Here is an 18,100-nt window from a genome sequence, read left to right as displayed (position 1 = left end):
GGCGGCCCGGGCCTCAGCCCTTGGGGTGCGCTAAAAAGAACCGCAGTATCTCCGCCGTGGCATCGACCCCGGCAGGGTCGGTGTGGCTGCCGCGCGCGTGCCCACCGGCCCACGCATGCCCTGCGCCGTGCAGTACCCAGTGTTCTGCCACCACCGTGCCAGTCAGTGCGCTGGCCGACGGGGCGCCACCCGCCACGGTGTAGACCTTGCGGGTGTAGCTCTGGCCACCACGGGACTGGCCCTGGTGCACGGTCTCCACCGTCGTCTGGCCGTCACCTGGGGCCGTGGCCAGTGCTGACAGCGTTGCCTCGATGAGCTGCTCACCGTTGTGTGCATGTACGGTGGTGTCGGCGTCGCCGTGGAACACGATCACCGGTGGGAGTGGCAGGGCTGGGGCGTCAGCGGCATGGTGGGTCGCCGCACCGGGTTTGGCCCCGTTCTTCATCGCCGACAGTGCGCCCATCACGTTGTGCGCGGCACCCGCCTGCAGGCCGGAGTGCACGCCCACGGCCGCAAACAGGTCGGGGTATTCGCGGCCCAGCAGTGCGGCCATGGCGCCGCCGGCCGACAGGCCCGCCACGTAGACGCGTTGCGCATCCACCGGGTGGCGCGCCATCACATCCCGCAGCATGGCCACGATCAGCGCGGGCTCGCCGCCGCCCCGGTGCTGGTCGCCAGGGCGAAACCAGTTCCAGCAGCCGTTGGGGTTGGCGCTGTGGGGTTGCTCGGGGTACAGCACCAGGGCGTTGGCGGGCGCGGCTGCGTCGTTCATGCCCGTGCCGGTCGCAAAGTCCACCGGGTTCTGCGTGCAGCCGTGCAGCATCAGCACCAGGGGCATGGGGGTGCCTGCCGTGGCGCCCGGGGGCACGTACAGGTGGTAGTGGTGCGGGTTGTGCCGAGCGCCCGGGTGGGTGAAGGCCACGCGGGTGAAGCTGCCGGCGGGCTCCGCCAGCGGGTGGTGGCTGGCGGCGGGGCGTGGTGTGGTCGTGGGCTGTGCCTCTGCGGGCGGAGCGTGGGTGCTGCGGTCGATGACCACGGCGTCTTCCACCTCTTGCGCGGTGTGGGCACTGCGCCAGCGGGGGGCGTTCCCTGCCGTGGGTTCGGGCTCGGGTGCGTGCAGCGGGGGGGCGCTTGTGCTGGCGGGTGCGGGAGGGGGGCCATGGCGCGCCACGGCCTCGCCCAGGGTTTGCTGGATGGCCCGCGTGGCGTCGGCCAGTTGGCCGCTGCGCACCAGCTGGGTGGCTTCGCCCATCAGGCGCTTGAGGTTCAGGTTCCAGTCCATGGGGACTCCTTGGTGGTGGGTGCGGGCACGGGCGACGCGCTGCGGTCTGTGTACGGATTCAATGCATGCGCCCGGCCAGCGCGGCCTTGACGGCTGCACTGGCGTGGAACGCGCCCAAGACCGTCACCGAGGCGATCGTGGCCTGCGCCAGTGCGGGCGGCACGTCGTCGTCGATGCTGGCCAGGCCCAGCACACGGATCTCCAGCGCCTGGCCTGCCGCCAACACGGCCTCCAGCTCGGCCCGGCCAAAACGCTGCAGTCCCAGCACAAGCATCTTGCGGGCCACCACCTGGCGCACCGCGTCGTTCTGGGCGGTCAGCTGGTTGCGGATGGCGGTGCGGATGAAGTCGGTGCGGTTGGCGTAAAAGCCTTCGGACACCAGCAGGTCAATGTGGCCCAGGTCCACAAAACCGAGGTTGATGGTGACCTTCTCGGACTCGGGCACCTTGCTGCGTGCGGGGGCGGTGGGAACCAGGTTGCTCATCAAGCGCACTCCAAAAAACATCCAAACAGATGGTGTGTGGATGGAATATGGATGGTGGTTGGCTGCTTTGCAAGAGCTGCCCGAAAAGAATGGGGCCTACGGGCCCCAGGAGGTACTGCATGCGTTTACTACCAAAATAGTAGCAAACAAGCCATGTTTCCGTAGCGCTAGCGCCCGGTTTTGCCTGAAATTTGCCCCGGGGACCTGCAGGATGGCGGTGCAGATGCTGCACCGCCCTGGGGAACGGCGCTGCACTCACACCCTGCAGGCCGATCCCGAGGGATCGTCCACAGGCGCTCAGAACAGCGTGAGTTCCTTGTGTTCACCCAGGCTGCGCGGCGGCTCGCCAGTGAAGGCCGCCTTGGCCATCTGGAACAGCTGCACCATCTTGCTCTCGTCCACGTTCCAGTATTCGGCGTGGCGAACGCGCACCACCAGCAGTGCCAGGTCCGGGTCGGTCGCTCCGTCAGGGAACCACGCCTTGGCCAGGGGCGACCACAGGGCTTCCTTGAGCGCGCGGTCGTCCACAAAACGCGCCTGGCCTGACACGGACACATAGCGGTCCTCGCCCGGGTCGGCGTACGACACATTCACCTCCCCATCGGTCAAAAGGCGTTCGTACAGCTCGCCCGACTGGGAGATGAAGAAGTACAGCTCGGCCTGTTCATCGAGCTGCCGGTTTTGTGTGGTGAGCGGGTGCGCGTGCAGCATGCCTGTGGACGTGCGGTGCGTGAGCATGCCAAAACGGATGTCCTTGATGAGCTTCCACAAGGTGTCGTGGGCGGGGGAATTGGGGTGCATGGGGCCTCCAGCAGGTGGTAGGGAATCAATCGAAGAGTGCGGGCACTGCAATCGATTGACTCTAGGCACCACGGGGCGGCCAGGGCGTCGGCGGGGAACGCCGATGCCTGTGGGCGGTTGTCTGACACAGGGGCGCCGCCCTCCTCCATCAGGCCTTCTTCAAGAACTCCGACTTCAGCAGCATGCTGCCCAGGTCCGTCTTGCAGTCCACGTTGTGGCCATCGGCACCATCGACCAGGCGGATGCTCTTGATCTTGGTGCCCTTCTTGAGTGTGGACGACGAACCCTTGACCTTGAGGTCTTTCACCAGGATCACCGCGTCGCCGTCGGCGAGTGGATTGCCATTGGCATCCCGGACGATGCCGTCGCCTGCATCGGCGTCGGCGTCCGCTGCATCGGCCACCTGCGGCCATTCAAAGGCGCAGTCGGGGCACACATAGTTGCCGCCATCCGGGTAGGTGTTCTCCTGGCCGCACTGGGGGCAGGCGGGAACGGTGTGGGGCATGGTGGGGTCCTCTCTGTCGTTGTTGTAGTGGTTGTGAAATGGGTGCGCAAAGTGTCGCCGCTTCACAGCGGCGCGCGTTGCTCCAGCGCAAACGGTGGCAGCCCTTTGAGCAGCCGCTGGCCGTAGCTGGTGCGCGTCAGGCGCTTGTCGTAGCAGTACACATGCGCCATGTCTTCTTCGGTCCGGATCGCGCGGCCCACCCACTGCGCCAAGCGGATGGCGGTGGCGGGCACCACGAGCTCGCTGAAGGGGTCGCGCCCCACGGCGCGCAGCCATTCGGCGCGGGCCTCGCCCACCGGGTCATCGGGCGGGGCGAAGGGCAGCTTGGTGATGAAGACCGATTCGCACAGCCGTCCCGGCAAATCCAGCCCCTCGCCAAACGACTGCATGCCGAAGATGACCGAGGGCTCGCCGTTTTCCACCCGCTCGCGGTGGCGGCGCAGCAGCTGCGTGCGCGGCAGCGCGTTCTGCACCAGCACCACGCTGCGCATGGCGGTGGGCAATGCATCCACGGCCTGGCGCATCTGCTCGCGCGAGGTGAACAGCACCAGCGCGCCGTATTCCACGCGGGCAATGTCGTGCAGCAGCGCGTCCACCATCTCGGTGGTGAATTGGGCGGCGTTCTTGGGGTCGGCACGGGTCTCGGCGGCAATCAGCGTGCCCTGCGCGGCGTAGTTGAAGGGGCTGGGCACCTCCAGCGTGGTGGTGGCCTCGTCGCCATGCAGGCCCGCCTCGCGCAGGAAGAAATCAAAGTGCCCGCAGCTGGTGAGCGTGGCCGAGGTCAGCACCGCACCGCGCACGGCGCTCCACAGGTGGTTGCGCAGCGTGGTGCCGGGCAGGATGGGGCTGGCATGCGCCTTGACCACGATGAAGTCGCCATCCACCTCCAGCGTGAACCACTTGGCGGCGGGCACCGCGCCTTCGGGCGCATCCTGCAGCAGCAACTGGGCCGTGGCGTGTAGCGCCTCCAGGCGCGGGGCCAGCATGCCGATCTGTGCATACAGCGTGGACAGCCGCTTGGCCTCGTCGGGCTTGTCGCGCATCTCGGCGCGCAGGGCTTTGCTGATGGCGCGCAGGGCGTCGAGGAAGCCCTCGGCGCTGGCGGCCAGCAGGCCCAGCGGGGCAATCAATTGCTCTGGCAATTCGCCGCGTGGCACGCGCACGCGCGCCGGACCCCAGGCGCTGGGCTGGCTCTTGAGCTGGGCGCCGTACACATCCATCACGATGCGCGCCAGGTCCTGCAGCGTCTGCCGCAGCTGGGCCGAATGTTTGGGGATGTCGGCAATTTCTTCGACCTCCAGCAATGCCCCAATGCGCAGGCCCCGGCTGGCAAGCCGCTCGATCCAGGTGATGCGCGACAGGTCCATGCTGCACGAGAATTGATCCAGTGCGGTCGAGGGCAGGTGGTGGGCTTCGTCCAGCACCAGGAGGCAGTTGTCCAGTTCGGGCAGCACGCGCGCGCCCAGCGACGACAGCAGCAGGTCGTGGTTGGCCACGATCACCTGCGCGCCCACCAGCTCCTTGCGCTTGTCGTAGTAGGTGCACTGGCTGAAGGCCGGGCAATGCTTGCCGGTGCACGAGGCACCCTCGGCCGCCACGGGGCTCCACACCTCGGGCTCGGGCGGTGTGTCCAGACTGTCGCGGTCGCCGTCCCAGGCGCCTTTCGACAAGGTTTGTGCCATCGTCGAATAGAACTGGATGCGCGCCTCGGTTTCGTGCCGGGGGCGCTTGGCGCGGGCGGCGGCTTCTTCTTCGGCAAACAGGTCGTCTTCGCCCTCTTCCTCCGCCTCGCCCGTGCCCGCCAGGCGGTCGAGCTTGAGTTTGCACACATAGCGCCCGCGCCCCTTGGCCAGCGCAAACTTGAAGGGCTGGGGCAGCAGTGCGGCCAGTGCAGGCAGGTCCTTGTTGACCAGCTGCTCTTGCAACGCCACCGTGGCCGTGGAGATCAGCACCCGCGTACCGCGCGACAGCGCCAGCGCAATGGCGGGTGCGCAGTACGCCAGCGACTTGCCCACACCCGTGCCCGCCTGGATGACGGCAATGGAGCGCTTGGGCGCCGCCTCGCCACTTTCTTCATCCACCTTGCCCAGCGTGGCGCTGCTGAACGTGCGTGCTACCTGCTGCGCCATCAGCCGCTGGCCAGCGCGGCTGCGAAAACCCTCGGTGGCCGACACCACCGCATCGAAAGATTCAAGGGCCTGTGCGGCCCACACCTGTTGAGACATACAGTAGTGTCGCATGCTCCAGACGGCGTGGCCGCCGACCGTGCGGTGGGCCCGAATTCTGGCCTTGTAGCAACCCCTTGGCCGCACAATCCGCGAACAATGACACTAAAAAAAGGGGTATGCGATGCGAGGGAGAGCAGCGCAGGCTGCAGGCCTTGGCCTGCACGGGGCCTTTGCGTGGCACCAAGCCTTGACGCAATGGCTGGGCTGGGCGGTACTGGTGATCTGCCTGGTGGCCGGCGGGGGCGCCAGGGCGCAAACCAAAACGTCGCCAGCGGGGGCGCAGGCAGACAAAACCCAGGAGCGCCAGCGCTTGCTCGCGCAGCAAGTGCTGCCCACCGACCCGGGGCGGTTTGCCTGGGGGCGCGCGGCCGAGGCCGTAGGCCAGGAGGCGGATGCGATTTATCTGCGGCTGGCCCTGGCGGACGATTGGTTGCGGGCGCTGGAAGGTGCGCCGGCGCCCGCTGCGAGCAGCATCGAAGCCGCCATCGCCCATGGCCGGGAGCTGGACCCCTATTTTCTGGAGCGCCGCGCCCAGGCCATGTGGACCACCCTACTGAAGGCGCAGCAGTTGCGGGCTGAGTGGGATCGTGATGGCCCCGAGGTGCCCCGCCCGCCCGAGTTGGACGCGCTGGGGGCCGAGCTGGTGCGGGAGGGGCCGGGCTTGTGGGTGCGGCGGGCGCAGGACGGTGGGCTTCGGGGGCTGTACCTGTGGGTGGGCGTGCGCAACATGCTGGCTGAGCCCCTGCCCCTGCCGGAGTTCGCGCTGCAGCTGGGCCGCCCTGGCATGCAGCCAGCGGCGCCGCGGATGCAATGCGCGCTGCCCCGCTACACCACGCGGCAGCTGGTGCCGCCGCAAACCACCCAGCAGTACCTGTGCAGTGCGGTCGAGGGCGGCTACGGGCTGCCACCCGCTGGCGTCAGCTGGCTGGCGCAGATGGGGCACTGGTTCAGCCAGGGTGCGGCGCTGCAGACCGTTATTCCCCAGCACGACCAAGCCCTGTCGCGCACCGCCCGCATCCTTGTGCAGGTGGACAACCCGGCGGTGGACAATTTCCTGCGCGGCGCCCGTGAATCCTCCGAGAAGCGTGAACAGCTGCAAAAAGAACGGGCCCAGGCGGAGGCTGCAGCGGCCAAGAAGGCCCGTGAAGCCAAGCCAGTGCGCCGCTCTGGCTCAAGCGCCTGGCCTTTTTGGGTGGCGTGGCGGGTGCATTGGTTCTTTATGGTCTGCTCGCGCACCACTTCAGCGTGGCGGTGGCGTCCGGGGTGCTGTGGTTGGGCCTAGCCATTCCGAGCGCGATGTTCTTGCGGTCGATCTGGGCCATGGGCGGGACGGATGGCTGGGGCAAGCTCGCAGCGATCATCATGTCCGGGGCCGCCATCGTGGCGCCTTTTGTTGGCACGCTCGCTGCGTACACGGTCTACAAGCTGGTGGTGAGCGAGCGGGCGCGCCGCAAGGCGATCCTTTTCTTGCTCGGCGTGGTCGTATTCCTCCTGCTCCATGCGCTGGAGCGTTGGCTGTTCTGGTGACAGCAGGCTCCGCGCGCCCGCAGATGCGCAGGGCCTGGGCCTACAACGCGGGGCGGCCAGCGGCGCTAGGGTGAAGGGACTCCACGTCGCATACCAAGGCCCCACATGAAAACGACCCCCACAGCCCCCCGCAAGGAAGAGGAGATCATCCCCTCCGCTCCTGTGCCCGCCCGCACCGAGCGGCGCGTGAACACCACCCAGCCCCAGCCGCACCCCGGCAGCGGACCCGAAGACCTGAGCGGGCCCGAACCCCTCCTGCCGCACGAGCGCGACGAGGCGGTCAACATGACCGACGGCGAACCCGACGCCAAGATGGAGCAGGCCTACCGTGATGTGAAACGTGGACTGCAGGACACCGACCGGGGGCCACCGGCCGACAAGGCGTACCAAAAGCAGAAACGGTAATGCTGCAAATTTGATAGTTATTTCCGCCGATGGATAAGCGCTAGAGGCCAATTTTCATCAGTTTTACGGCACCCGCGCCGCCCTGAACCAGCGCGGCAGGTGGTCATGGGCATGCACCAGCGATTCGAGCACGCCGTGGCTGCGCTCAACCACCTCGATGCCCGGCACTCTGAGGTCCGGCACGATCACTACCGCGACCCCTGCGGCTTGCGCCGCGCGTGCGCCGTTCTCGCTGTCTTCAAACGCCAGGCACTTTGCGGGGTCCACGCCCAGGCGCACAGTTGCCAGCTGGTACAGGGCGGGGTCGGGTTTGCCGCGCGGTACCTCGTCGCCGCCAGCCCAGGCGTGAAAGTGCTGCAGCACGCCCACCCTGCCCAGGCGGTGCTCAATCTCGTCGCGCCGCGACGATGAGGCCACCGCGCAGGGCACGCCTGCTTGCCCCAGGGCGTGCAGCAGCGAGGCGGCGCCGGGTTTGAGGGGAAACAGGGGCTCTGGCCCCGCGTCCCACAGGCGCGCAGCCACATCGGATTGCACCTGTTCGAACATCTGCGGACCACCCAGCAAAGCCGTGAGCATGGTGTCGGAGTCGGTGGACGCGCGCCCCACCACCTGCAGGTAGTCGGCCTCTGCCAGTGCAATGCCCCGCGCCCGTGCGGCGTCCAGCCAGGCGCGCAGGGTCACGCGCTCGGAGTCGACCAGCAGTCCGTCCATGTCGAAGATGGCGGCGGTGAAGGGCGGGCGAGGTGTCTGCATCGAAATATGATGCCTGCAAAAACCAATGCTTCAGTCCATCCGAGGGAACATGGAAACCACGACGCGATTCACGCTGGTCTGCAAGAACGATACCGATGCCGATGCACTGCATGCGGTTTTCAGCACTCCCGATGGTGCCGGGCTTGAAGCGGCGGTCAGGGCCTTCTTCGCGGCCCGCAAGCTCACCATCCACCCCACGGACCACCTGGGCTTTGACAGCTACGAGCGTTCGGGCCTGGTGATCGACGCGGCATTCACCTCGGGCTCTGCCGATGTTGGTGATTTCATCAAGCCCTTGTCCAAGGTCTGTCATGCGCTGCATGCCGAACTGGTCGATGATGAGGTCGCCCGCAAGCTTGAATACGGCTTCATCGACGGCAAGAAAAAGCCGCCCGTAGATGTCGTGGCCTTGATGAAGACCCTGGCCCCGACCGCCCAGCTCGGCCGTGTGGGAAAGATCATCGAGGCTGCCGAGCGCGAGCAGAACGACCCGACCTATGTCTTCATCCGCGCCATCGGGTTCTCCAAGAACCAGGCCACCGTGCAGGCCTTGCTGGAGAAGGGGGCCGACCCCAACAGCACATTCTCTTCCGGCTACTCCTGCCTGAACAAGGCCATCACCGACAAGCGCGTGAAGGTCGTGCAGCTTATGCTGGAGCATGGCGCCGACCCCAACCTGCCGCACAAGGGCTATCCCAACCTGTACGAGGCCTGTCGGTTCTCTGCACCCAAGATCGTGGACCTGCTGCTGCAGCACGGTGCCGACCCCGATGGGCGCGCCCAGGGCGCATCGGAAACGAGCTACCCCATCGAGATCGCCATCTACTACCACCAATCCAAGATCGTGCAGTCGCTGCTGGACAAGGGCGCCACAACACGCGGCCTGCCCAAGCTGGCCAATTTGCTGGAGCTCACGGCCCGCTCGTTCGACGCCATGTACGAGAACCTGGACGGCAAGTTCGCTATCCTGAAACTGCTGGTGCGCGACCCGGCGTGGAAGGCCGAACTCGTGCAACGCCGTGACCGGCTGACCGAAATGCTCCAGCAGTCGTTCGCTGCCTACAAGTATCAGACGCCCAAGGACCGCAAGGACTTCGACGACATCCTGGCTTTCATGGCGGCTGCTTGAAGAAATACTGCTGGCTCAGCCGCGCTGCTGCAGCGCCCGTTCAATCCGGTCCCGCCGCACCGTCGTCTTGGGCACCTTGAACGGGAACCACGTGCGTACGTCCTCTTCGAGCCCGATGCCGTGCATGTAGTTATAGATGGCCTGCTTCAGCGCGCCGCCCAGCGCGTCGTGGTCCACCCCCGTGGGGTCGATGAAGGCCACGTCGTTCTTGGCAAAGTCACCGGGCGGCAGCGGTGCCAGCGTGACGCCGTATTCCTCGGGGTTTTTGCCGACGGGCGAGTGCACGGTGCAGGCAAAGCGGTGGAAGAAACCGCTCTGGATGCAGCCGTTGGCGAACAACTGGCGCACGTACTCCAGCGCGTCCACCGTGTCCTGCACGGTCTGGGTGGGAAAGCCGTACATCAGGTACGCATGCACCAGGATGCCCGCGTCGGTGAAAGCCCGGGTCACGCGCGCCACCTGGTCCACCGACACGCCTTTTTTCATGAGCTGCAGCAGCCTGTCCGATGCAACCTCCAGCCCGCCCGAGATCGCAATGCAGCCGCTGTCGGCCAGCAGCTCGGCCAGGTCGGGGGTGAAGGTTTTTTCAAACCGCACATTGCCCCACCAGCTGATGCCTGCGTTGCGCGCGATCAGTTCGGTAGCCAGCGCCTTGAGTGCCTTGGGCGGTGCGGCTTCGTCCACAAAGTGAAAGCCGGTCTGCCCCGTCTCGCGCACGATCTGCTCGATGCGGTCGGCCAGCACGGCGGCGCTGGCGCCTTCGTAGCGGCTGATGTAGTCCAGGCTCACGTCGCAAAAGCTGCACTTCTTCCAGTAGCAGCCATGCGCCACGGTGAGCTTGTTCCAGCGCCCGTCGCTCCACAGGCGGTGCATGGGGTTGAGCATGTCCAGCAGCGACAGATACCGGTCCAGCGGCAGGCCATCCCAGGTGGGTGTTCCCACCTCGGCAAAGGCGATGTCGGCTTCCATCATGTTGATGTACTGCACCGCTCCATCGTCACCGCGCACGAAGGTGCGCACCAAGCGCTGGCGGCCGCGCTCGCCGCGCAGGTGTTCCAGCAGCGCCAGCAATGGGCGTTCGCCCGCGTCCAGCGTTACGTAATCAAAGAAGTCGAACACACGCGGGTCGGCCAGTTCGCGCAGCTCGGTGTTCACAAAGCCGCCGCCCAGCACGGTGGCGATGTGCGGGTGCCGCGCCTTGATGGCCTGGGCAATGCGGAACGCCGCATACACGGACCCCGGGAACGGCACGGACAGCAGCACCACGCTGGGCTGGTGCTTGGCAATCGCTTCGTGCGTGAGCTGCTCCAGCAACTCGTCCACCAGCGTGGGCGGCGCAGCGAGTGCTTGGGCCAGCGGGTCAAACGTGGGCTGGCTGCCCGCCAGCGATTCGGCATAGCGCACAAACTCAAAGCGCTCGTCCACCGCGTCGCGCAGCACATCGGCCAGGTCGTTCAGGTACAGCGTGGCCAGGTGCTTGGCCTTGTCCGTCAGGCCGAGCGCGCCAAAGGCCCAGCCCAGCGGGTCGCCGCCTTCGTCATCCACATACACATCCAGTGTGGCAAAGCGCGGGCCCTCGGGCAGGTAGTTCCGTCCCACGATGCGGTGCGCCAGCGTGCTGTCGCGGCCTTGCAAGAAGGCAATGGCGGGGCCGATGGTGGCGAGGTAGCGGTCCTTTTGCGCCGCAAAACTTTGCACGGCGGGGCTCTGCTTTTTGGCGGGCAGCGCATCCACCTGGGCCGCCACCGCGCGCAGCCCTTCGGGCGAGAGCAGGCGCAGCACCAGCGCCAATGCCAGGTCTTCCTGGAACGCCGTCACCCCCCGCGAACGCAGAAAGCCCGTGAGGTAGGCGGTGGAGGGGTAGGGCGTGTTCAGCTGCGTCATCGGGGGGATGACGGAGAGGACGCGCTGGGCGGGTGAGGCGGGGGCGACGGCAGACATGGTGGAAACAGGCAATGGGGCGATGCGGTGCCGCCGCAGGGGTCGTGGAGCCCTCGATTATCCTGGCCCGGCTTTATCCCTGGTGGGCGGGGGGCGCCGGGGGCGCCGCAGCCGCGTGGTATGTGCCCTCCAGATAGTTGTTCTTCACCCGCACATAGTGCTCGGCTGAATATTTCAGGTACGCAATCTCTGCATCGGTGAGCGCGCGCTGGCGCACCGCAGGGCGGCCGATGTAGAGGTACCCGCTCTCCAGCACCTTGCCGGGCGAGACCAGGCTGCCTGCGCCCAGCATCACGCGGTCTTCGATGATGGCGTCATCCATCACGATGGAGCCCATGCCGATGAGGCATTCGTTGCCGATGCGGCAGCCGTGCAGGATCACCGAATGGCCCACCGTGACGTAGTCGCCGATGACCAGCGGCGAGCCTTCGGGCTTGCTGGCGTTGCGGTGCGACACATGGCCCATGGTCAGGTCTTGCACGTTGCTGCACACGCCCACGGTGATGCGGTTCACATCGCCGCGCAGCACGGCGTTGCACCACACCGAGCTGTCGCGGCCCAGCGTGACGTCGCCGATGACCTGGGCAGAGTCGTGGATGAAAACGCCGGTGTCCAGGACCGGGGCGGTGTCGAGGTAGGGAGCGAGGGGCATCTTGGTGTCAGGCTGCGTGGAAAGAACGGGCGAGCGTAGTGCAAATCGCACCTCACGCCGGTTTGCTGGCCAGGGTGGTGGCGTGGGTCAGCGCGCTGGGGCGCGGCGAGGGGCAGGTTTCGCAGAGGTGGCAACAGGGGCTGCCGCTGCCTTGCCCGTGCTTCCAGCCTGGGTTTTTTTTACGGGGGCCTTGGCCTCATGGGTGGGCGCGGCGTAGAACCCCAGAAACATGTCCACCGCATCTCCCACTACTTGCGCTTGCTGTGCGGCGCTCAAGGGTGGCTGGCCCATGGCCAGCTGGGGCCAGAACGCAAATGCCTTGACCATGCCCTGCAGTTGCTGCGCGGCATAGGGCACATCCATGGTGGCGCGCAGGCGGCCATCCTGCTGGGCCGCGCGCAACCAGCGCGGCAGGCCCTCTTCCTTGGCCGAGAGCTTGGCGGTGATGCCGCGCGCGCGCTCGGGGGTGTGCATCATGTCGGCCATGGCCACGCGGCTCAGGTCGATGAAGCTCGCGTCGTTGAGCAGGCGCATCTTTTGCGCCAGCAGCTCCAGCAGCTGGTCGCGCAGCGGGCGCGTGGGGGTGTAGGCCAGTTCGTCGGGTGACTGGCTGCGCTCCCACATCAGCAGCAGGATGGCTTCGAACAGTTCTTCCTTGCTTGGGAAGTGGTTGTACACCGTGCGTTTGGACACATCCGCCGCTGCGGCCACGCGGTCCATGCTGGTGCCGTTGAAGCCGTGTTCGCGGAACTCGCCGATGGCCGCCTGCACGATGGCATCGCGCTTGCGGTCGGTCAGGCGAGGGGTGGGCGGGGAGGCGATCATGCGCAAATTTTACACCGGGTAGTTTACTTTTCTAAAAAGTGAACTACACTGTGCAGTGTAATTTTTATGTCGCAGATCCGGTGTCACTCTCCATCGCCCGCCGCCGCCGTCTGCTCCCGGCACTTTGTGTCGCCTTCGTTGTACTGATCGCCATGGCCTACAGCCTCTTTTCCCGCGCCGCCCAGCCGGTGGCCGCCTATGAACAGTCGCCGCAGTTTGCGGGTGGCAAGTTTCGCAACGTGGCACCCCGCCATGCGCTGGGCGCCCTCAAGACGCTGCAGGTGATGTGGCGCTTTGCCACCGGCAAGCCCTACGACTCGGTGCCGCGCCAGCCCGTGCCGGTGTACGCCGTGATGCGGTCAGACCTGCTGGCCGCGCCCGACCTGAGCCTGTGGCGGCTGGGGCACTCCACCCTGCTCTTCAAGATCAACGGCCAGTTCTGGCTGACCGACCCGGTGTTTTCCGAGCGCGCCTCGCCGTTCCAGTTCCTGGGCCCCAAGCGCTTTCACGCGCCGCCCATCACGATTGACGAGCTGCCGCCCATCACCGGCGTGATCCTGTCGCACGACCACTACGACCACCTGGACTACGCTGCCATCCAGAAACTCGCGCCCAAGGTGGAGCACTTCATCACGCCGCTGGGCGTGGGCGACCGGCTCATCGGCTGGGGCGTGCCGGCGGCCAAGGTGCAGCAGTTTGACTGGTGGCAGGGCACCACCATCGGCGGGCTGCAGCTGGTGGCCACGCCTGCGCAGCATTTCTCGGGCCGGGGCCTGTCGGACGGCAATAGCACGCTGTGGGCCTCGTGGGTGCTGATCGCGGGTCAAGGCGCTGACCAAGTCCGCGTCTTCTTCAGTGGCGACACGGGCTACTTCGACGGCTTCAAGGCCGTTGGCGAGCGGTTCGGCCCGTTCGATCTGACGCTGATCGAAACGGGCGCCTACAACGCCGACTGGCCCGACATCCACATGCACCCCGAGGAGAGCCTGCAGGCCCATCTGGACGTGAAGGGGCGCCATCTGTTCCCCATCCACAACGGCACGTTCGACCTGTCGCTGCACCCGTGGGTGGAGCCGTTCGAGCGCATCACCGCGCTCGCGGCAGCAGCGCAGGTGTCGCTGGTGGCGCCCATCATGGGCGAGCGGCTGGACATCCGCGCGCCCGCACTGTCCACGCACTGGTGGCGCAAGGTGGAGCCGCAGGCTGTGGCTCAGCCGGAGCGCCTTGGCACGGCCCTGGCCCCTCAGCCCGGCGCGTGGTGAAGCACCAGCGCCCGCATCACCGCTGACGCACGAGGCCGCCCACCACGCGAGCGGCCGCGCGGATCTCTGCATCATCAAACCCCGCATAGCCCAGCAGCCAGCCCCGGCGCGCCGACCGCATCGCATAGCGCGACAGCGGCGCCAGCATCACGCCCGCCGCCAGCGCCTGGCGGCTCAGGGTTTCGTCGTCGGTGCCGGGTGCCACCTCGTGCAGCAGGTGCATGCCGCGATCGCTGGTGGCCAGTTGCCAGGCGCCGTTGCTGGCCTCGGCCAGTGCGGCGCGCAGCGTGTGTTGCCGCTGCAGGTACAGCTCGCGCATCTGCCGCAGGTGGCGCAGCAGGTGGCCTTCGGCAATGAAACGTGCCAGCACCGCCTGGGTGTCGCCCGGTGCATGCCGGTCGGTGATGGCGCGGGCCATGGCAAAGGCCTCCACCAGCGCGGGCGGCACCACCACAAAGCCCAGGCGCAGGCCGGGGTGCAGCGTCTTGCTGAAGGTGCCCACGTACAACACGCGCTCCGAGCCCGGCAGGCTGCACAGCGCGGGCACGCGCTGGGCCTTGCCATCGTTCTTGCCGTACTGGAACTCGCCGTCGTAGTCGTCCTCGACCACCCAGGCGTCGTACGTGCGCGCCCACTGCAGCAGCGCCTGCCGTCGCGCCAGGCCCATGCACACGCCGGTGGGGAACTGGTGCGTGGGTGTGACGACGGCCATGCGCGCGTTCGGCCATTGCGCCGCAGCGGTGTCGATGCGCAGGCCGTCTCCATCCATGTCCACTGGCCGCGCCAGCGCGCCGTGGCCCAGCAGGCTGGCGCGGATGCCGGGGTAGCCGGGGTCTTCCACGAGCACCTCGTCGCCCACGTCCAGCAGCAGCCGCGCAATCAGGTCAATGCCCTGCTGCGAGCCCGAGCACACCACCACCTGCGCCGCATCGCAGCGGATGCCGCGCGAAGCCCACAGCCATTGCGCCACGGCCTGGCGCAGGTCGGGGTCGCCGGCCGGGTCCAGGTACTGTGCGCGGTTGCTGCGCTGGCCCTTACTGGCCTGCCGCGTCAGGCGGTCCCACAGCGCAAACGGAAAGGTGGCGACTTCGGGCGCGCCAATGCGAAATGCCTTGGCTGCGGCCAGGGGCGGGCGCCAGCGCGCTGCCGTGTCGGCGATCAGCTGCCCCCGGCGCGACAGGCCCCGGGGTGGCGCCACCAGGCCTTGCGCAGCGGGCAGTGTGGCGGCCACGGCCTGCGACACATAGGTGCCGTCCCCCACGCGCGCCTCCACATAGCCCTCGGCCTGCAGGCGCTGCACGGCCCACAGCACGGTGTTGCGCGACACGCCCAAGCTGGCTGCATGTTCGCGCGAGGGCGGCAGGCGGGTGCCCGCGCGCAGGCTGCCCTGCTCGATGGCGCGGCGCAGCTGTGCGTACACCTGCTGGCGCAGGGTGGCAGTGGTTCGATTGGCTCCGGGGCTGGGCACGAATTGGCCCTTTCAATGGGGTGACGTACTCATAAACTGAAGAACCATTGTAGAAACCCGGGTCCCCTAACGGGTCCGATCCTCTTGAAAGCACCCCATGGCCGAGCACACCGCCACCATCACCTGGTCCCGTGGCACCGACGACTTTCTGGACAAGCGCTACCACCGTGCCCACACCTGGCAGTTTGACGGCGGCGCCACCGTGGCCGCGTCGTCGTCGCCCCATGTGGTGCCGCTGCCGTACTCCGACGCGGCGGCGGTGGACCCGGAAGAAGCCTATGTCGCCGCGCTGTCGAGCTGCCACATGCTGTGGTTCATGGACTTCGCCAGCCGCGCGGGCTATCGGCTCAACCGCTACACCGACGCGGCCGTGGGCACCATGGCCAAGAACGCAGAGGGCCAGCTGGTCGTCACCCACGTGCACTTGCGCCCCGTCACATGTTTTGACGCGGCGCACGCGCCCAGCGCTGCCCAGCTGGACGACCTGCACCACCGCGCCCACACATCGTGTTTTCTGGCCAACTCGGTCAAGACGCAGATCGACTGCGCCCCGGTGCTTGAAGTGGAAAGGGGCTGACATGGCCAACCCCAACCGGCAGTTTCAGGTGGCCGATGCCGCTGCCCAGCAAGCCCTGGTACGTGCCCAGCCTTTGGCCACGCTGGTCATTGCGCACGAAGGCGCGCAACACGTCAATCACATCCCGCTGTACCTGGACCCTGCGCGCGGCCCGCAGGGCACGCTCATCGGCCATGTGGCGCGCGCCAACGCGCTGTGGCCGCTGTTGCCCCAGCAGGCGGTGGCGGTGTTCCACGGCCCGCAGGCCTATGTGTCGCCCTCGTGGTATCCGTCCAAGGCCCTGGATGGCAAGCAGGTGCCCACCTGGAACTACGCCACCGTGCACGCCCACGGCGCACTGAGCGCGTTTGACGACCCCGCACGCCTGCGCGGCATCCTGCACACCCTGAGCGAGCAGCACGAGGCCCACCGCGCCGACCCCTGGCGCATCGACGACGCGCCGCCCGACTACATCGACAAGCTGCTGCGCGCCATCGTGGGCATCGAGCTGGCGGTGGAGCGCTGGGAGGGCATCTGGAAGGTGAGCCAGAACCGCACCGACACCGATCGCGCCGGTGTGGTGCAAGGCTTGATGGCAGAGGGCACCAGCGCGGCCGAGGACATGGCGGCGCTGGTGCTGGGCCGGTTGATAGCGTGATGGCTGCGACCGGAAGGGATTATCAAAATCGATAGCATCCCAGGCATGGTGCACTAGCGCTACCGCCCATTTTGGCGCCAAAACCTCGTGCTAACACGTTTTCAGGTGCCCTTCACCCCTCCAGCGTCTCCACCCGCAGCGTGACCACCGGCCCCGCCACCGCAGGGTGCGCCGCCAGTGCAAACACGGCTAGGTCCACGGTGGACTGCGCCACGGCATCGGTCAGCACCAGCACCTGGGGGCCGCTGCCGGGGGGCAAGGCCTTGTCATGCGCCAGTGCCGCCTGCAGCACCGGCACCTGCTGCGCAGCCAGCCAAGCGCCCACGGCCTCGATCTGCTGCGCGCTGTGCACCGGCACGCGCAGGTAGTGGCGTGTGTGCACGGCCGCGCGAGGCAGTACCGCCAGTTGCTCGTCCACGGCCTGGGGGTGGAAGCCCAGGTGTGGCACGCGCTGCGCCGCGTGGGTGCCATCGAGCCGCGCCACATCCACCAGGTCGGCAATCACGGCCGATGCGGTCTGCTCCGACCCCGCGCCCGCGCCGTAGTACATCGTCACGCCCGACGCATCGCCCTTGACCATCACGGCGTTCATCGACCCGTTCACATGCGCCAGCAAATGCGTGGCGGGCACCAGCGCGGGCTGCACGCGCAGCTCCACGCCGTCCACCTCGCCATCCTTGCGCCGCTTGGCCACGCCCAGCAGCTTGATGCGAAAGCCCAGTTGCTCGGCGCAGGCCACGTCCAGGCCCTGCAACGCGGTGATGCCTTCCACCTGCGCATCGGCAAAACGCACCGGCATGCCAAACGCATTGGCCGCCAGCAGCGAGATCTTGTGCGCCGCGTCGATGCCCTCGATGTCAAACGTCGGGTCAGCCTCGGCGTAGCCCAGCGCCTGGGCCTGGGCCAGCGCTTCGGCAAAGCCCACGCCTTCATCGCGCATCTTGCTCAGGATGAAGTTGGTGGTGCCGTTGATGATGCCCGCCACCCACTCGATGCGATTGGCCGTGAGGCCCTCGCGCAGCGCCTTCACGATGGGGATGCTGACCGCCACCGCGCCTTCGTAGGCCACGGCCACGCCGTGCTGGCGTGCTGCGGCAAAGATCTCGTTGCCATGCTCGGCCAGCAGCGCCTTGTTGGCCGTGACCACATGCTTGCCCGCACGGATGGCGGCCAGCACCCAGTCGCGTGCGGGGCCGGTGCCGCCCGCGGCCTCCACCAGCACATCCACGTCGGGGTGGGTGGCGACCTGCATGGGGTCGTTGGTCAGCGCCACGTCCTTGCCCACCACGCTCATGGCGCGGGCCAGGCTGCGGGCGCAGACCACCACCAGCTTGATGCCGCGGCCCGCACGGCCCGCAATCAGCGCCTGGTTGCGCGCCAGCACGCGGAAGGTGCCTGCGCCCACGGTGCCAATGCCAATCATGCCCACGCGCAGGGGGCGCATGGCCGTGGCGGACGACGGCAACAACGGGGCTTCGAGGGACTGGACGGGATCGCGGTACATGGACTTCTCCGGCTAACGAACAAACAAAAAAACCCAGCTGCCAGAGCTGGGTTTCGTGCATTCGTCTTGGGGGAGAAGAGAGCGATCACCAGGTGGCTGCCGAAACGGCCACCTGCGCGT

General features: G+C 67.3%; 17 protein-coding genes and 1 pseudogene. 7 read left to right on the top strand and 11 right to left on the bottom strand.

The features are described from left to right. Positions 1-13 precede the first annotated feature (13 nt). The 5 genes from ASC83_RS01045 to dinG all read right to left on the bottom strand — a co-directional run bounded on the left by ASC83_RS01045 (position 14) and on the right by dinG (position 5,297). The gene (locus ASC83_RS01045; RefSeq protein ID WP_056056880.1) at positions 14-1,282 is read right to left on the bottom strand and encodes a PHB depolymerase family esterase; all 1,269 of its coding nucleotides are present in this window, start codon (positions 1,280-1,282) and stop codon (positions 14-16) included. Positions 1,283-1,340: 58 nt separating this feature from the next. Beyond that, on the bottom strand, positions 1,341-1,766 hold the full coding sequence (locus ASC83_RS01040; protein WP_056057652.1) for a hypothetical protein: 426 nt from the start codon (positions 1,764-1,766) through the stop codon (positions 1,341-1,343). Positions 1,767-2,063: 297 nt separating this feature from the next. Further along, positions 2,064-2,567 (bottom strand): pyridoxamine 5'-phosphate oxidase family protein, encoded by a 504-nt coding sequence (locus tag ASC83_RS01035; protein ID WP_056056878.1) that lies wholly within the window; start codon positions 2,565-2,567, stop codon positions 2,064-2,066. Positions 2,568-2,715: 148 nt separating this feature from the next. Beyond that, on the bottom strand, positions 2,716-3,072 hold the full coding sequence (locus tag ASC83_RS01030; protein ID WP_056057649.1) for a zinc ribbon domain-containing protein YjdM: 357 nt from the start codon (positions 3,070-3,072) through the stop codon (positions 2,716-2,718). 62 nt (positions 3,073-3,134) lie between these two features. Beyond that, entirely contained in the window at positions 3,135-5,297 is a 2,163-nt protein-coding gene (gene dinG, locus ASC83_RS01025) for an ATP-dependent DNA helicase DinG (RefSeq protein WP_056056876.1), read from the bottom strand. Between the two features lie 190 nt (positions 5,298-5,487). Here dinG and ASC83_RS01020 point away from each other — a divergent pair, with 190 nt between their 5' ends. The 3 genes from ASC83_RS01020 (at position 5,488) to ASC83_RS01010 (ending at position 7,232) form a co-directional block, all read left to right on the top strand. After that, a complete protein-coding gene (locus ASC83_RS01020; RefSeq protein WP_056056873.1) occupies positions 5,488-6,582 on the top strand; it encodes a hypothetical protein in 1,095 nt (364 codons plus the stop codon). Between the two features lie 38 nt (positions 6,583-6,620). After that, positions 6,621-6,827 (top strand): hypothetical protein, encoded by a 207-nt coding sequence (locus ASC83_RS24220; RefSeq protein WP_235509280.1) that lies wholly within the window; start codon positions 6,621-6,623, stop codon positions 6,825-6,827. A gap of 105 nt (positions 6,828-6,932) precedes the next feature. Further along, the gene (locus tag ASC83_RS01010) at positions 6,933-7,232 is read left to right on the top strand and encodes a hypothetical protein (RefSeq protein WP_056056870.1); all 300 of its coding nucleotides are present in this window, start codon (positions 6,933-6,935) and stop codon (positions 7,230-7,232) included. Between the two features lie 63 nt (positions 7,233-7,295). On the opposite strand, the gene ASC83_RS01005 is transcribed toward ASC83_RS01010, so the two are convergent. Continuing rightward, on the bottom strand, positions 7,296-7,985 hold the full coding sequence (locus ASC83_RS01005; RefSeq protein ID WP_056056868.1) for an HAD family phosphatase: 690 nt from the start codon (positions 7,983-7,985) through the stop codon (positions 7,296-7,298). Positions 7,986-8,034: 49 nt separating this feature from the next. Between ASC83_RS01005 and ASC83_RS01000 the strand changes: the two genes are divergently transcribed. Then, positions 8,035-9,114 (top strand): ankyrin repeat domain-containing protein, encoded by a 1,080-nt coding sequence (locus ASC83_RS01000; protein ID WP_056056866.1) that lies wholly within the window; start codon positions 8,035-8,037, stop codon positions 9,112-9,114. Positions 9,115-9,129: 15 nt separating this feature from the next. On the opposite strand, the gene ASC83_RS00995 is transcribed toward ASC83_RS01000, so the two are convergent. From ASC83_RS00995 to ASC83_RS00985, 3 genes and pseudogenes are all read right to left on the bottom strand, one after another. Continuing rightward, the gene (locus tag ASC83_RS00995; RefSeq protein ID WP_056056862.1) at positions 9,130-10,998 is read right to left on the bottom strand and encodes a radical SAM protein; all 1,869 of its coding nucleotides are present in this window, start codon (positions 10,996-10,998) and stop codon (positions 9,130-9,132) included. Between the two features lie 130 nt (positions 10,999-11,128). Further along, positions 11,129-11,707: a gamma carbonic anhydrase family protein gene (locus ASC83_RS00990; protein WP_056056860.1), complete on the bottom strand. Its 579-nt coding sequence runs from the start codon at positions 11,705-11,707 to the stop codon at positions 11,129-11,131. A gap of 210 nt (positions 11,708-11,917) precedes the next feature. Further along, a pseudogene (locus ASC83_RS00985) lies at positions 11,918-12,532 on the bottom strand (TetR/AcrR family transcriptional regulator); the annotation flags it as partial. A 152-nt stretch (positions 12,533-12,684) separates the two neighbouring features. Between ASC83_RS00985 and ASC83_RS00980 the strand changes: the two are divergent. Then, entirely contained in the window at positions 12,685-13,794 is a 1,110-nt protein-coding gene (locus ASC83_RS00980; RefSeq protein WP_056056855.1) for an MBL fold metallo-hydrolase, read from the top strand. A gap of 16 nt (positions 13,795-13,810) precedes the next feature. Here ASC83_RS00980 and ASC83_RS00975 read toward each other — a convergent pair whose 3' ends face one another. Beyond that, a complete protein-coding gene (locus ASC83_RS00975; RefSeq protein WP_056056852.1) occupies positions 13,811-15,262 on the bottom strand; it encodes a PLP-dependent aminotransferase family protein in 1,452 nt (483 codons plus the stop codon). 97 nt (positions 15,263-15,359) lie between these two features. Here ASC83_RS00975 and ASC83_RS00970 point away from each other — a divergent pair, with 97 nt between their 5' ends. Further along, entirely contained in the window at positions 15,360-15,839 is a 480-nt protein-coding gene (locus tag ASC83_RS00970) for an OsmC family protein (protein WP_056056850.1), read from the top strand. A 1-nt stretch (position 15,840) separates the two neighbouring features. After that, positions 15,841-16,476, top strand: coding sequence for an FMN-binding negative transcriptional regulator (locus tag ASC83_RS00965; protein WP_056056847.1), 636 nt, complete (start codon positions 15,841-15,843; stop codon positions 16,474-16,476). Positions 16,477-16,588: 112 nt separating this feature from the next. Here the strand turns inward: ASC83_RS00965 and ASC83_RS00960 are convergent, their stop codons facing one another. After that, positions 16,589-17,980 (bottom strand): homoserine dehydrogenase, encoded by a 1,392-nt coding sequence (locus tag ASC83_RS00960; protein WP_056056845.1) that lies wholly within the window; start codon positions 17,978-17,980, stop codon positions 16,589-16,591. Positions 17,981-18,100 lie beyond the last annotated feature (120 nt).

It is taken from the genome of Acidovorax sp. Root402 (assembly GCF_001425125.1).
Taxonomy (GTDB): Bacteria; Pseudomonadota; Gammaproteobacteria; order Burkholderiales; family Burkholderiaceae_C; genus Acidovorax; species Acidovorax delafieldii.
The sequence above is the reverse complement of the archived record's forward strand: the minus strand, read 5'-3'. Positions and strand labels throughout refer to the sequence as shown.

Coding starts and splice junctions, on each gene's coding strand:
- ASC83_RS01045 (WP_056056880.1), bottom strand. CDS start 1,282: ATGGACTGGAACCTGAACCTCAAGCGCCTGATGGGCGAAGCCACCCAG.
- ASC83_RS01040 (WP_056057652.1), bottom strand. CDS start 1,766: ATGAGCAACCTGGTTCCCACCGCCCCCGCACGCAGCAAGGTGCCCGAG.
- ASC83_RS01035 (WP_056056878.1), bottom strand. CDS start 2,567: ATGCACCCCAATTCCCCCGCCCACGACACCTTGTGGAAGCTCATCAAG.
- ASC83_RS01030 (WP_056057649.1), bottom strand. CDS start 3,072: ATGCCCCACACCGTTCCCGCCTGCCCCCAGTGCGGCCAGGAGAACACC.
- dinG (WP_056056876.1), bottom strand. CDS start 5,297: ATGTCTCAACAGGTGTGGGCCGCACAGGCCCTTGAATCTTTCGATGCG.
- ASC83_RS24220 (WP_235509280.1), top strand. CDS start 6,621: ATGGGCGGGACGGATGGCTGGGGCAAGCTCGCAGCGATCATCATGTCC.
- ASC83_RS01010 (WP_056056870.1), top strand. CDS start 6,933: ATGAAAACGACCCCCACAGCCCCCCGCAAGGAAGAGGAGATCATCCCC.
- ASC83_RS01005 (WP_056056868.1), bottom strand. CDS start 7,985: ATGCAGACACCTCGCCCGCCCTTCACCGCCGCCATCTTCGACATGGAC.
- ASC83_RS01000 (WP_056056866.1), top strand. CDS start 8,035: ATGGAAACCACGACGCGATTCACGCTGGTCTGCAAGAACGATACCGAT.
- ASC83_RS00995 (WP_056056862.1), bottom strand. CDS start 10,998: ATGACGCAGCTGAACACGCCCTACCCCTCCACCGCCTACCTCACGGGC.
- ASC83_RS00990 (WP_056056860.1), bottom strand. CDS start 11,707: ATGCCCCTCGCTCCCTACCTCGACACCGCCCCGGTCCTGGACACCGGC.
- ASC83_RS00980 (WP_056056855.1), top strand. CDS start 12,685: ATGGCCTACAGCCTCTTTTCCCGCGCCGCCCAGCCGGTGGCCGCCTAT.
- ASC83_RS00970 (WP_056056850.1), top strand. CDS start 15,360: ATGGCCGAGCACACCGCCACCATCACCTGGTCCCGTGGCACCGACGAC.
- ASC83_RS00965 (WP_056056847.1), top strand. CDS start 15,841: ATGGCCAACCCCAACCGGCAGTTTCAGGTGGCCGATGCCGCTGCCCAG.
- ASC83_RS00960 (WP_056056845.1), bottom strand. CDS start 17,980: ATGTACCGCGATCCCGTCCAGTCCCTCGAAGCCCCGTTGTTGCCGTCG.